The following is a 12,950-nucleotide window of genomic DNA, read 5'->3' on the forward strand; positions in this document are numbered from 1 at the left end:
CTCCCGCTACCGCCGTTTTCCCCATGCGCCTGCTTGCCGGCACCGCTTCCTGGACCGACCCCACACTGCTGGCGTGCGGCCGCTTCTACCCGCGCGAGGCGCACGACGCCCAATCGCGGCTGCGCTTCTACGCCACCCGCTTCGGGCTGGCCGAGGTCGATTCCAGCTACTACGCCCTGCCCAGCGCCGAGACCGCCTACCTGTGGGCGCAGCGCACGCCCGACGATTTCGTCTTCAACATCAAGGCCTACCGCCTTTTCACCGGCCACCAGACGCCGCTGGCGGCCCTGCCCGCCGACATCCGCCGCGAGCTGGCCGACTGGCCCGAGCCGGTCATCTACCACCACGCCATGCCGGACGACCTGCGCGATGAACTCTGGCGCCGCTACACGCTGGCGCTGGAACCCTTGCGCATGGCCGGCAAGCTGGGCGCAGTGCACTTCCAGTTCCCGCCCTGGCTGCGGCGCGGGGCGCGCGGCGAGGCGCTGGTGGCCGAATGCGCGCGGCGCCTGCCGGAGCACCTGCTGTCGGTCGAATTCCGCCACCGCAGCTGGTTCGACTCCTCCGAGGCCACGGCTGCAACGCTGGCGCTAGAGCGCGAGCTGGGCCTGGTGCACACCGTGGTGGACGCGCCGCAGGGCTTCGACAACAGCGTGCCGGCCGTCTGGGAATGCACCCACCCCGAGCTGACGCTGCTGCGGCTGCATGGCCGCAACGTCGCCACCTGGAACGCCGGCGGCGCCGCCTCGTCAGGGCGCTTCCAATATGAGTATTCGGAGGCCGAGCTGGCCGAACTGGCGCGCCGCTTCCAGGAACTGGCGCAACGGAGCGCGCAGGCGCATGCGGTGTTCAACACCAACTTCGAGGACCAGGGCATGCGCAACGCCGCGGCCTTCGCGGCGGCGCTGGGCGGCGGACAGGACCGCCTGGGCTGAGGCCCTCGCGCCGTGTGGTCGCGGCGCGCAGGCTGCAAGCGCCGGCAGCCCGCCACCGGCTTTCAAGGCCCGTACGGCGGCGCCGGCCTTCAACGCCGGCAGTCAGGCCGGCTGCGCCACCAGCGCGGGCGCCGCGGGCGTCATGCGCGCCACTTCGGCCAGGCTTTCCAGCAGCACCTCGAACTTGCGCGCGATGTCGTGCTCCGGCACGCAGGCATAGCCCAGCAGCAGGCCGGGCCGGCGGCCTTCGGCGCCGACGTAGTAGCGCGACAGCGCGCGCGTCAGCACGCCCTTGCGCCGCGCCACCTCGACCACCCGCAGGTCGTCCAGGTGCGGCGGCAGCGTCAGCACCAGGTGCAGGCCGGCCAGGCTGGCGTCGCGGTGCAGCCAGTCGGGCCCCAGGCGCCGTTCGATCAGGTTGACCAGCATGGCGCGGCGCCGCCCGTACAACATGCGCATGCGGCGGATGTGGGCGGCGTAGTGGCCCTCGGCGATGAAGGTGGCCAGCGCCGCGTGCGTCATCAGGTGGCCTTCGCGGTAGAGCTCGGCGTGGGCCGCCTGGAACGCCGCGGTCAAGGTCTTGGGCAGCACCAGGTAGCCGACCCGCAGCCCCGGGTACAGCGTCTTGCTGAAGGTGCCCATGTAGATCACGGGCGCGTCCGGCTCCAGCCCCAGCAGCGAGGCGATCGGCCGGCCCGAGAAGCGGAATTCGCTGTCGTAGTCGTCCTCGATGATCCAGCTGCCATGGCGCCGCGCCACCGCCAGCAACTGCCGGCGCCGCGCCAGCGACATCACCGGCCCCAGCGGATACTGGTGCGACGGGGTCACGAAGATGAAGCGCGGCGGCGCCATGCCAGGCGCCAGGTCGGCGTCCGGCAGCCGCATGCCTTCCTCGTCCACCGGCAGGTGCACCGTGTGCAGGCCGTTGGCCTGCAGCACCGTGCGCGCGCCCCAGTAGCCCGGGTCCTCGACCCAGGCGGTCTCGCCCGCCTCGCCCAGGATGCGGGTGGCCAGGTCGATGGCCTGGTGCGAGCCTTCGGTGATGAGGATCTGGTCGGGATCGCAGTCGATCGAGCGCGTCAGCGCCAGGTGCTGCGCCAGCGCCTCGCGCAGGGCCGGCAGGCCGCCGCCATAGGCATAGGTGAGCAGGTCGGGGGTGGGGTTGCGCCACAGCGCGGAAAAGATGCGGCCGAACTTCTTGTGCGGAAATTCGGTCAGGTCGGGCACGCCCGGCATGAAGGCGCCCCACTGGTAGGGCGAGGCCGACACGCCGTCGACGATGGCGGCGCCGCGCGCCGACAGCGCCGGACGCGGTTGCGGCACCGGCGCGCGGCGCGACTGGCGGCCGCTGGCCAGATAGGAGTCGGGCTGCGAGGCATTGACGAAGGTGCCGTTGCCCTGCAGGCTGCGGGTGTAGCCTTCGGCCAGCAACTGGCCATAGACGTGCACCACGGTATTGCGGGCGATGCCGAGTTCGGCGGCCAGGTCGCGCGAGGCGGGCAGGCGCGAGTCGGCGGCGATGGATCCATCCAGGATGGCTTCGCGGATGCCGTGGTACAGGCGCTTGTTCATCGGCCCGCCGGCGGCATCGGCCAGGCGCAGTTGCAGCAAGTCTCCAACGATGGACCGCAATTGGTTCTACCTGATTTATAAAAGTGGTTCCCACCAATGGGGCCATAGTAGCATTAAAGTAAGGCTTTACCGCCCACTTGCCATCCGAGGCTGAGATGAAGAATCAGGACCTGAATACCCGCCGTTCCCTGGCCACGCCGCGCGGCGTCGGCGTCATGTGTGATTTCTACGCCGTGCGCGCCGAGAACGCCACGCTGTGGGATGCCGACGGCAAGGAATACATCGATTTCGCGGGCGGCATCGCGGTGCTGAACACCGGCCACCTGCACCCCAAGATCAAGGCCGCCGTCAGCGCCCAGCTCGACAACTTCACCCACACGGCCTACCAGATCGTGCCGTACGAAGGCTATGTGTCGCTGGCCGAGCGCATCAACCGCCTGGCCCCGATCGACGGCCTGAAGAAGTCGGCCTTCTTCACCACCGGCGTCGAAGCCGTCGAAAACGCCGTCAAGATCGCGCGCTCGGCCACCGGCCGTTCGGGCGTCATCGCCTTCTCGGGCTCGTTCCACGGCCGCACCATGCTCGGCATGGCGCTGACCGGCAAGGTCGCCCCCTACAAGCTGTCGTTCGGCCCGATGCCGGGCGACATCTACCACGTGCCGTTCCCCAACGGCACCCAGTCCATCACCGTGGCCGACTCGCTCAAGGCGCTGGACCTGCTGTTCAAGGTCGACATCGATCCCAAGCGCGTCGCCGCGATCATCATCGAGCCGGTGCAGGGCGAAGGCGGCTTCAACATCACCCCGCCCGAACTGATGACGGCGCTGCGCAAGATCTGCGACGAGCACGGCATCCTGCTGATCGCCGACGAAGTGCAGACCGGCTTCGGCCGCACCGGCAAGCTGTTCGCCATGGAGCACCATTCGGTGCAGGCCGACCTGATCACCATGGCCAAGAGCCTGGGCGGCGGCTTCCCGATCTCGGGCGTGGTCGGCCGCGCCGACGTCATGGACGGCCCGGCCGCCGGCGGCCTGGGCGGCACCTACGCCGGCAACCCGCTGGCGGTGGCCGCGGCCCACGCCGTGCTGGACGTGATCGCCGAGGAAAAGCTGTGCGAGCGCGCGGTACAACTGGGCGACAAGCTGCGCGCCCGCCTCGAGGGCCTGCGCGCCAAGGTGCCGGGCATCGCCGACGTGCGCGGCCTGGGTTCGATGGTGGCGCTGGAACTGAACGACGCCAACGGCAAGCCCGACGCCGACGCGGTCAAGAAGGTGCAGGCCCGCGCCATCGCGCAAGGCCTGATCTTGCTAAGCTGCGGCGTGTACGGCAACGTCCTGCGCTTCCTGTACCCCTTGACCATTCCCGACGCCCAGTTCGACCGCGCGCTGGACATCCTGGCCGAGTCGCTGGCCGCCTAAGCGCCAATCCGATCATCCGGTTTTGCGGCCGTCGGGCACGGCGATTGCGGGCGTAGCGGATTTCCGCTGCGCCCGCGTCAGTTCCTCCCCGGCGGCCGCGTTCCTATAGAGGAGACTATTGCAATGACGTCATTGACCCATCCCCTGTCGCGCCCGGAACTGCTGCGCGACGCCTGCTACATCGACGGCAAGTGGGTATCCGCCGGCAACGGCCCGTCCATTCCCGTGGACAATCCTTCCACCGGCAAGACCATCGTGTCGGTGCCCAAGCTGGGCCGCAAGGAGACCGAGCAGGCCATCGCCAGCGCCGAGGCCGCCCTGCCCGCCTGGAGCGCCAAGACCGGCAAGGAACGCGCCGCGATCCTGCTGAAGTGGGCCCAGCTGATGATGCAGAACCAGCAGGACCTGGCCGCCATCATGACCTCGGAACAGGGCAAGCCCGTGACCGAGGCCGCCGGCGAAATCGCCTACGCCGCCTCGTTCCTGGAATGGTTCGCCGAGGAAGCCAAGCGCATCGACGGCGACGTGCTGCAAAGCCCCAAGGCCGGCCAGCGCCTGCTGGCCCTGAAGCAGCCGATCGGCGTCACCGCCGCCATCACGCCGTGGAACTTCCCCGCCGCCATGATCACCCGCAAGGTCGGCCCGGCCCTGGCCGCCGGCTGCACCATGGTGGTCAAGCCCGCCCAGCAGACGCCGCTGACCGCGCTGGCGCTGGCGGTGCTGGCCGAAGAGGCCGGCGTGCCGGCCGGCGTGTTCCACGTCATCACCGGCAGCTCGCGCGAGATCGGCGCGGCGCTGTGCGAAAGCGACGTGGTGCGCAAGCTGAGCTTCACCGGTTCGACCGAAGTCGGCCGCACGCTGATGGAGCAATGCGCCCCCACCATCAAGAAGCTGTCGCTGGAACTGGGGGGCAACGCGCCCTTCATCGTGTTCGACGACGCCGACCTGGACCGCGCGGTCGACGGCATCCTGGCCTCCAAGTATCGCAACGCCGGCCAGACCTGCGTCTGCGCCAACCGCATCTACGTGCAGGCCGGCGTGTACGAGGAAATCGCCAAGCGCCTGGTGGCCAAGGTCAACGCCATGAAGGTCGGCGACGGCTTCGAGGACGGCGTGACGCAAGGTCCGCTGATCGATGCCAACGCCATCGAGAAGGTGCAGGAACACATCGCCGACGCCACCGCGCACGGCGCCAAGGTCATCGCCGGCGGCAAGCCGCATGCGCTGGGCGGCACGTTCTTCGAGCCGACCGTGGTGCGCGACGTGACCCAGTCGATGCGCTTCGCGACCGAGGAAACCTTCGGCCCGGTGGCGCCGCTGTTCCGCTTCGAGTCCGAGGAAGAAGTCATCGGCATGGCCAACGACACCATCTTCGGCCTGGCCGCCTACTTCTTCACCCGCGACTACGCCCGCATCTGGCGCGTGTCCGAGGCGCTGGAATACGGCATCGTCGGCATCAACACCGGCCTGATCTCCAACGAAGTCGGCCCCTTCGGCGGCGTCAAGCAGTCCGGCCTGGGCCGCGAAGGCTCCAAGTACGGCATCGAGGAATACCTCGAGATCAAGTACCTCTGCGTTGACCTGGGCGCCTGAGCGCGTCCTGCCTCCCCCGGGCGCCCGCCCGGGGGGAAGATAAACGGGGCTCCGGTCCCGTTTATCCCCAGGAATTGTGGACAACCTGGCAGATAACTCCTGCACAGGTACAAAATCCCCTTTGAGTTCATGCGGTTATAAATCGCGATCAAATGCCGCCCAGGCGTGATAGATTTGCGCGTTCCCTGGACGAGCGACCATGAGCAGAACTTTTACCCGTGAGGACACCCGCAAGCTGGCCGGCATTTTGGCCGAGGCCGCGCAGGCGGAGGTCATGCCGCGTTTTCGCAACCTGCCCGAGGGCAGCGTGCGCGACAAGAGCTCGCCGCGCGACCTGGTCACCGATGCCGACGAGGCCGCCGAGCGCCTGATCGCCGCGCGCCTGGCCAGGCTGCACCCGGGCGCGGTGCTGATCGGCGAGGAAGCCTCGACCCGCAATCCGGCCCTGCTGAACATGCTGGTCGACGCCGACCTGGCGTTCCTGATCGATCCCATCGACGGCACCCGCAACTACGTTGCCGGCCTGCCGCTGTTCGGCATGATGATCGCCGCCTGTCATCGCGGCGACGTGATCGCCGGCGTGATCTACGACCCGGTCAACCGCGACAGCGCGCTGGCGGTGCGCGGCGAAGGCGCCTGGATGGAGTACGAGAGCGGCAAGCAGGCGCCGCTGGCCGTGGCCAGCCCCGCGCCGCCCGAGGACATGGACGGCCTGATCTCGACCGGCGCCCTGCCCGAGCCGCTGCGCACCACCGTCAACGGCAACCTGTCGCGCCTGGGCAGCACCGCCAGCCTGCGCTGCGCCGCCCATGAATACCGCATGCTGGCGGCCGGCCACAGCCACGTCGCCCTGTACAACCAGCTGACTGCCTGGGACCACGCGGCCGGCTGGCTGCTGCACCGCGAGGCCGGCGGCTACGCGGCGCGCTTCGACGGCTCGCCCTACAAGCCCACCCACCGCAGCGGCGGGCTGCTGTACGCCCCCGACGCGGGCAGCTGGCATGCCGCGCGCAAGGCGCTGCTGGGCGATGCGATTGCCGACGCCGAGGCTTGACAATCCCCGCCAACACACCGGGAAATCCTTGCAAAATCGGGGTAATCCCTAGGAATTATCCACAGTATCTGTGGACAACCCTATGGAAAGGTCTGTAACGGCGCAAAAAAATCCTTACAGGGCGGGTACTTGGTTAAACCGGTCAAAAACCGGCCGCCGCCCCGTCCCCTTCTAGGGGGCTGTCAGCGCCTCCAGGGCCATGGCGCTGGGCAGCTCGACCTTCAGCGTCAGCAGGTTGTCGGCCCGCGTGCGGCCCAGGTTGATGGCGGCGATCGGCATGCCGTTGCGCGAGGCCGCCGTGACGAAGCGGTAGCCCGAATAGACCATCAGCGACGAGCCCACCACCAGCACCGCGTCGGCCGCCATCAGGCCGGCGTTGGCGCGGTCGACCCGCTCGCGCGGCACGGTTTCGCCGAAGAACACCACGTCGGGCTTGACGATGCCGCCGCAGACCGGACAGGGCGGCACCTGGAACGAAGCGAAATCCACGCCATCCAGGTCGGCATCGCCATCGGGCGCGTCGTCGGCCTCGAAGGCGATCCAGCCGGGGTTGCGCTGGTGCAGCGTTTGCTGCCAGGCATCGCGATGGCCGCGCCAGTCGCAGTTCATGCAGCGCACCTGATCGAGCCGGCCATGCAGGTCGACCACGTCGCGGCTGCCCGCGGCTTCATGCAGCCCGTCGACATTCTGCGTCACCAGGATCGACACCCGGCCGCGCTGCTGCAATTGCGCCAGCGCGCGGTGCGAGGCGTTGGGCTGCACCTGGCCGAAGCGGCGCCAACCGACCATGCTGCGGGCCCAGTAGCGGGCGCGCGCGTATTCGCCGCCCATGAAGGTCTGCAGCGTCATCGGCGGCGAACGCTTCCATTCGCCGTCGGTGTCACGGTAGTCGGGGATGCCGGAATCGGTGCTGACGCCCGCCCCGGTCAGCACGAACAGCCGCGGGTGGCGGTCGACGAAGCCGCGCAGCGCGGCCAGATCCGAAACACGTGTGTCCATCCAGGCTCCCGTAGCGAATCCCGGGCGTCAGCGCCGCCCGGGCGAGAAGCGGGCGGCGCCAGGGCCGCCCAGCCGAAACGCGGACGCCGTCTCAGCCGCCCAGGCCGCAGTCCGGCATGTCGCTGACCAGGCTGGCCTGGGTGACGTTGCTGCCCGGCGGCACGCTGCGCGTAAGCCAGACGTTGCCGCCGATGGTCGAACCCTTGCCGATGGTGACGCGCCCCAGGATGGTGGCGCCCGCGTAGATGACGACATCATCTTCGATCAGCGGGTGGCGCGCCAGGCCTTTCTTGAGTTCGCCGTTCTCGCCCGGCGGGAAGCGCTTGGCGCCCAGCGTGACCATCTGGTAGAGCCGCACGCGGTCGCCGATGATGGCGGTTTCGCCGATCACCACGCCGGTGCCGTGGTCGATGAAGAAGCTGCGGCCGATGGTGGCGCCCGGGTGGATGTCGATCCCGGTGTCGGCGTGGGCGATCTCGGCCACGATGCGGGCCAGCATCGGCACGCCCAGGCGGTACAACACGTTGGCCAGGCGGTGGTGGATCATGGCCGCCACGCCCGGATAGCACAGCAGCACCTCGTCGACGCTGTGCGCGGCCGGGTCGCCCTGGTAGGCGGCGGTCACGTCCAGGTCGAGCGCGGCGCGCACCCGCGGCAATTCGGCGCCGAACTGGCGCACGATGTCGATGGCGCGCTGCTGCGAAACGGCCTGCTGCGCCGGATCGTCGCGGCCGACGTATTGCAGTTCCAGGTTGACCTGGTGCAGCAGCGCATCGAGCGCCGCGCCGATGGTGTGGCCGACGTAGAAGTCCTCGACCTCCTCGCGCAGGTCGATGGGCCCCAGCCGCATGGGGAACAAGGCGCCACAGAGGTCCTTGATGATCTGGCGCAGGGCTTCCTGCGACGGGAACTCGCGCAGGCCGGCGTCTTCGCGCAGGCGGCCGCGCGGGCCGCGCCAGGCCACCCGCGCCTGGCGCAGGCCCGAGACGATGCTGTCCAGGTTCCAGTGGGCGGTGGGAAGGTAGGCCGGGCCGCTCATTGGAACAGCCCCGGCAGGATGCCGGCCGGGCCGGCGGACGGAAGGGAATCGAGCATGACAGTGCCTCGGTGACGGTGCATCGCCCGTGACGGCCGGGCCGCGCGGCGATGCTGCTTCGCAATATTTCCGTCAACTGTAACCGCTCGGCCCGCTTCGCGGAACCCATCCGACACGCCGTTGGGGTTATGGCGCGGGCGGCTCGCCCTCGTAGCCGTGCGGATTGCCCTGCTGCCAGCGCCAGCCATCGGCGCACATGGCCTCGACCCCGCGGGTGCTGCGCCAGCCCAGCAGCGACGCCGCCAGCGCGGGATCCGCCCACATCCGCTCGATGTCGCCGGCCCGGCGCGGCGCCTTGCGCAACGGGATGCGGCGCTGGCTGACCCGCTCGAAGGCGCGCACCAGTTCCAGCACGCTGGTGCCCTGCCCCGTGCCCAGGTTCACCGCCACGAAGCCCGCGTGATCGGCGGCATAGGCCAGCGCCTGCACGTGGCCCTGCGCCAGGTCCATGACGTGCAGGTAATCGCGCACGCCGGTGCCGTCCTCGGTGGCGTAGTCATCGCCGAACACGTTCAGGAACGGCTGGCGCCCCACCGCCACCTGGGTGATGTAGGGAAACAGGTTGTTGGGCACGTCGCGCGGGCTTTCGCCGATCTGGCCGCTGGGATGGGCGCCGATCGGGTTGAAGTAGCGCAGCGTCACCGCGCCGAACGCCGGCTCGGCGGCGCACAGGTCGCGCAGCATCTGTTCGACCATCAGCTTGCTGCGGCCGTAGGGGTTGGCCGGCGCCAGCGGATGCGCCTCGGTGAACGGCAGCGCGCGCGGCTCGCCATAGACGGTGGCCGACGAGCTGAACACCAGCCGCGTCACGCCCTCCTCGCGCATGGCGCGCAACAGCGCCACCGAGCCGGACACGTTGTTGTCGTAGTACTTGAGCGGATCGGCCACCGATTCGCCGACCGCCTTGCAGCCGGCCAGGTGCAGCACCGCCCGCACCGGATCGCCGCGCCGCGCCTCGCGCGCCAGCAGCGCCTGCACCAGCCCGGTCTGGCGGATATCGCCCTCGACCAACGGGATCGACGCGCCGCACAGGCGCTCGACCCGCCGCACCGCCTCCGGGCTGCCGTTGCTGAAGTTGTCCAGCACCAGCGGCCGCTGGCCCGCCGCCAGCATCGCCACCAGGGTGTGGGCGCCGATGTAGCCGGCGCCGCCGGTGACCAGCACGCGCATGTCCGTCATGCCGCTCTCCGTTCAAAGATGCGCCGCCACGCCCGGCACCCAGGCATGGCGCGGGCGCGGCGCCTGGGCGTGGCCGCGGTAGCGGTCGATCCAGTACGAGGTGGACGCGTCGTGGCCCCAGTCGACCACGCCGGCCGACACCGGCACCGCCAGCTCGCGCTCGATGCCGGTGGCCAGCCGCTTGCCCAGTTCCACGCCCCACTGGTCGAAGGGGTTGACGCCCCATACCACGCTCTGCACGAACACTTTGTGCTCATACAGCGCCAACAACGCGCCCAAGCCGCGCGGATCGAGCTGGCGCAGCACGATCAGGGTCGAGGGCCGCCCGCCCGGATGCACCATGTGGTGTGCCAGGCTCAAGGCCTTGTCGGGATCATCGACCTGGGCCACGTCCAGCAGCGCCTGTTCCAGGCTCTTGCCGCGCAGCAGCGCCTGGCGCTGCGCCAGGCAGTTGGCCAGCAGCATGCGATGGGCGTCCGGACTGTCCGGATGGCCCTGCAGGCTGGCGATGAAATCGACCGGCGCGCCCTGCGCGCTCTGGTGCAGCCACTGGAAGAAGGTGTGCTGGCCGTCGGTGCCCGGCATGCCCCAGATGATCGGCGCGGTGGGCACGTCGACCTCGGCGCCATCGCCGCCGACGCGCTTGCCCAGCGATTCCATTTCCAGCTGCTGCAGATAGGTCACCAGGTGCAGCAAGCGCGCGCTGTAGGCGGCGATGTTGAGCGAACCGTGGCCCAGCACGCTGCAATTGACCAGTCCGGCCAGCGCCAGCTGCACCGGCGCATTGGCCGCCAGGGGCGCCTGCTGGAAATGCTGGTCCATGGCTTCGGCGCCGGCGCGCATGCCGATCAGCACGTCGACCCCCACGGTCAGGGCGATCGACAGGCCCGCCACCGACCACACGGAATAGCGCCCGCCGACCCAATCGCACATGTGGAACACCTGGCTCGACGGCACGCCCAGGGCGCGCGCGGCCGGCACGTTGGCGGTGACCGCCGCCAGGTGCGTGGATGGGTCGGCCACCCCGCCCTGCTTGAGCCAGGCAATGGCGGCGCGGGCGTTGTGCAGCGTTTCGGCGGTGGTGAAGGACTTGGACGACACCACCACCAGGCAGCGGCGCGGGTCCAGCCCGGCCACCGCGTCATGGAAGGCGTGGCCGTCGATGTTGGAGACGAAACGGATCTGGCGCCGCTGCCCCGGGCCGCCGAAGGCCTGGATCGCCAGGCGCGGCCCCCAGTCGCTGCCGCCGATGCCCACGTGCAATACCGAGGAAAAATCGGCGGTCTGGTCGATGCGCCGCACGAAATCCGCCATGCGCGAGTACTCGCACACCGAATCCTGGTCCTGCCCGTCCGGCTGTTCGCGCGTGCGGCCGGCCCGCAGCGCGGTGTGCCAGGCCGGCTTGCCTTCGGTCCAGTTGACCGGCCCGCCGGCGAACAATGCCTGCCGCGCCGCGTCCAGTCCGCGGGCGCGCAGCAGGGCCGCGGCAGCCGTGTCCAGCGCGGCGGACTGCCGCTGCATGGTCAGGTCCACGCACAGGCCGGCCGCCTCGATCACCTTCAGCGCCGCCGCGTCGAGCGCGGCGCCGCGCGCCGCCTGCGCGAACGCCTGCCATTCGGGGCTGGCGGCCAGGCTGTCCACCTCGGTCCCGGCCCGGGCCTCTCTCGCAAAATTCGCCTTTCCCATCGCGTGATGCTCCTTAGAACGGTAAACGGATATGAGGCGCAACGCGCCGGAACGCATTGCGGAAGTCCTCCTCGATACGGGCCAGGGCGGCCACGGAGTCTCCTTCGAAACGCAGCACCACCGTCGGCGTGGTGTTGGACGGCCTCGCCAGGCCGAAGCCGTCGGCGTAGTCGACACGCACCCCGTCCAGGTCGTTGATGGACAGCGCGCCGGGAAACGTCCCGCCTTCGCGCAGGGCCGTCACCAGTTCGAACTGTTCGCCTTCGGTGGTTTCCAGCTTGATTTCCGGGGTGGCGCAGGATTGCGGCAGGCTCTCCAGCAGCGCCGAGGGATTGGGCGCGGCCGACAGGATCTCCAGCAGCCGCGCGGCGGCGTAGATGCCGTCGTCAAAGCCGTACCAGCGTTCCTTGAAAAACACGTGGCCGCTCATTTCGCCGGCCAGCAGCGCGCCGGTCTCGCGCATCTTGGCCTTGATCAGCGAGTGTCCCGTCTTCCACATGGTGGCCTTGCCGCCGGCCTCGACGATGGCGCGCGCCACATGGCGGCTGCACTTGACGTCGTAGAGGATCTCCGCACCCGGATTGCGCGCCAGCACGTCGCGCGCGAACAGGATCAGTTGCCGGTCGGGCCAGATGATCTGGCCCGACTTGGTGACCACGCCCAGCCGGTCGCCGTCGCCGTCGAACGCCAGCCCCACTTCGCAATCCGAGTAGCGCAGGCAATAGATCAGGTCCTGCAGGTTCTGCGGATCGGCCGGGTCCGGATGATGTCCGGGAAAGGACCCATCCACCTCGCAGAACAATTCCGTGACCTCGCAGCCCAGCGCGCGGAACAACGCGGGCGCCACCGCGCCGGCCACGCCGCTGCCGCAATCGATGGCGATCTTCATCGGCCGCGCCATGCGGATGTCGCCGACCAGCCGCGCCGCGTAGCATGGCTGGATCTGCATCTGCGTGCGGCCGCCGGCGACGCTGGCCGATTCGATCGGCAGGCGCATCGCGTCGCGCAGCGCGGTGATGCCCTCGCCATACAGCGAGGCGCCGTCCAGCACGATCTTGAAGCCGTTGTGGGTCGGCGGGTTGTGGCTGCCGGTGACGGCGATGCCCGCGCCGGTATCCATCAGGCGGGTGGCGAAGTACACCATGGGCGTGGTCGCCATGCCGATGTCGATGACGTGCAGCCCGGCCGAGCGCAGCCCGGCCTGCAGCGCCGCCGCCAGCTCCACGCTGCTCAGGCGACCGTCGCGTCCGACCACCATGGCGCGCGCGCCCAGCTCCAGCGCCCGCGCGCCCGCCGCCATGCCCAGGCTGTGGGCGAAGCGCGCGTCGATTTCATCGGGCACGGTGCCGCGTATGTCGTATGCCTTGAAGACCGCATCCAGGATCTGCGGGGTTTCCCAGCCAAACGTTCCATGCATG

At 69.6% G+C, this 12,950-nt stretch carries 10 protein-coding genes; 4 read left to right on the forward strand and 6 right to left on the reverse strand.

All coding sequences use genetic code 11. The annotated features are described in order from the left end of the window. Window positions 1-23 precede the first annotated feature (23 nt). The gene (locus tag DK459_RS27560) at window positions 24-935 is read left to right on the forward strand and encodes a DUF72 domain-containing protein (RefSeq protein ID WP_054443831.1); all 912 of its coding nucleotides are present in this window, start codon (window positions 24-26) and stop codon (window positions 933-935) included. Between the two features lie 102 nt (window positions 936-1,037). Here the strand turns inward: DK459_RS27560 and DK459_RS27565 are convergent, their stop codons facing one another. Further along, window positions 1,038-2,567 (reverse strand): PLP-dependent aminotransferase family protein, encoded by a 1,530-nt coding sequence (locus tag DK459_RS27565; protein WP_353630597.1) that lies wholly within the window; start codon window positions 2,565-2,567, stop codon window positions 1,038-1,040. Window positions 2,568-2,662: 95 nt separating this feature from the next. Between DK459_RS27565 and gabT the strand changes: the two genes are divergently transcribed. The 3 genes from gabT (at window position 2,663) to DK459_RS27580 (ending at window position 6,572) form a co-directional block, all read left to right on the forward strand. Further along, window positions 2,663-3,925, forward strand: coding sequence for a 4-aminobutyrate--2-oxoglutarate transaminase (gabT, locus tag DK459_RS27570; RefSeq protein ID WP_110135195.1), 1,263 nt, complete (start codon window positions 2,663-2,665; stop codon window positions 3,923-3,925). Window positions 3,926-4,048: 123 nt separating this feature from the next. Beyond that, window positions 4,049-5,518 (forward strand): NAD-dependent succinate-semialdehyde dehydrogenase, encoded by a 1,470-nt coding sequence (locus tag DK459_RS27575; protein ID WP_024069816.1) that lies wholly within the window; start codon window positions 4,049-4,051, stop codon window positions 5,516-5,518. A gap of 199 nt (window positions 5,519-5,717) precedes the next feature. After that, window positions 5,718-6,572, forward strand: a complete 855-nt coding sequence (locus DK459_RS27580) for an inositol monophosphatase family protein (protein ID WP_020928823.1) — start codon at window positions 5,718-5,720, stop codon at window positions 6,570-6,572. Between the two features lie 171 nt (window positions 6,573-6,743). Here the strand turns inward: DK459_RS27580 and DK459_RS27585 are convergent, their stop codons facing one another. The 5 genes from DK459_RS27585 to DK459_RS27605 all read right to left on the reverse strand — a co-directional run bounded on the left by DK459_RS27585 (window position 6,744) and on the right by DK459_RS27605 (window position 12,949). Beyond that, window positions 6,744-7,571, reverse strand: a complete 828-nt coding sequence (locus DK459_RS27585) for an NAD-dependent protein deacetylase (protein ID WP_024069817.1) — start codon at window positions 7,569-7,571, stop codon at window positions 6,744-6,746. Window positions 7,572-7,662: 91 nt separating this feature from the next. Next, on the reverse strand, window positions 7,663-8,610 hold the full coding sequence (gene epsC, locus DK459_RS27590) for a serine O-acetyltransferase EpsC (RefSeq protein WP_006387751.1): 948 nt from the start codon (window positions 8,608-8,610) through the stop codon (window positions 7,663-7,665). Window positions 8,611-8,793: 183 nt separating this feature from the next. Beyond that, window positions 8,794-9,846 (reverse strand): UDP-glucose 4-epimerase GalE, encoded by a 1,053-nt coding sequence (galE, locus tag DK459_RS27595; protein WP_006387750.1) that lies wholly within the window; start codon window positions 9,844-9,846, stop codon window positions 8,794-8,796. A gap of 12 nt (window positions 9,847-9,858) precedes the next feature. Beyond that, window positions 9,859-11,532, reverse strand: a complete 1,674-nt coding sequence (pgi, locus tag DK459_RS27600) for a glucose-6-phosphate isomerase (protein ID WP_024069818.1) — start codon at window positions 11,530-11,532, stop codon at window positions 9,859-9,861. A 13-nt stretch (window positions 11,533-11,545) separates the two neighbouring features. After that, on the reverse strand, window positions 11,546-12,949 hold the full coding sequence (locus tag DK459_RS27605) for a phosphomannomutase/phosphoglucomutase (RefSeq protein WP_006387748.1): 1,404 nt from the start codon (window positions 12,947-12,949) through the stop codon (window positions 11,546-11,548). Window position 12,950: the final 1 nt, after the last annotated feature.

Source organism: Achromobacter sp. RW408 (genome assembly GCF_003184165.1).
Classification (GTDB): Bacteria; Pseudomonadota; Gammaproteobacteria; order Burkholderiales; family Burkholderiaceae_B; genus Achromobacter; species Achromobacter xylosoxidans.

Excerpts from the sequence above, each read along its gene's own strand:
- epsC (WP_006387751.1), bottom strand. The coding sequence starts at position 8,610 with ATGAGCGGCCCGGCCTACCTTCCCACCGCCCACTGGAACCTGGACAGC.
- DK459_RS27580 (WP_020928823.1), top strand. The coding sequence starts at position 5,718 with ATGAGCAGAACTTTTACCCGTGAGGACACCCGCAAGCTGGCCGGCATT.
- gabT (WP_110135195.1), top strand. The coding sequence starts at position 2,663 with ATGAAGAATCAGGACCTGAATACCCGCCGTTCCCTGGCCACGCCGCGC.
- galE (WP_006387750.1), bottom strand. The coding sequence starts at position 9,846 with ATGACGGACATGCGCGTGCTGGTCACCGGCGGCGCCGGCTACATCGGC.
- DK459_RS27585 (WP_024069817.1), bottom strand. The coding sequence starts at position 7,571 with ATGGACACACGTGTTTCGGATCTGGCCGCGCTGCGCGGCTTCGTCGAC.
- DK459_RS27575 (WP_024069816.1), top strand. The coding sequence starts at position 4,049 with ATGACGTCATTGACCCATCCCCTGTCGCGCCCGGAACTGCTGCGCGAC.
- DK459_RS27560 (WP_054443831.1), top strand. The coding sequence starts at position 24 with ATGCGCCTGCTTGCCGGCACCGCTTCCTGGACCGACCCCACACTGCTG.
- pgi (WP_024069818.1), bottom strand. The coding sequence starts at position 11,532 with ATGGGAAAGGCGAATTTTGCGAGAGAGGCCCGGGCCGGGACCGAGGTG.
- DK459_RS27605 (WP_006387748.1), bottom strand. The coding sequence starts at position 12,949 with ATGCATGGAACGTTTGGCTGGGAAACCCCGCAGATCCTGGATGCGGTC.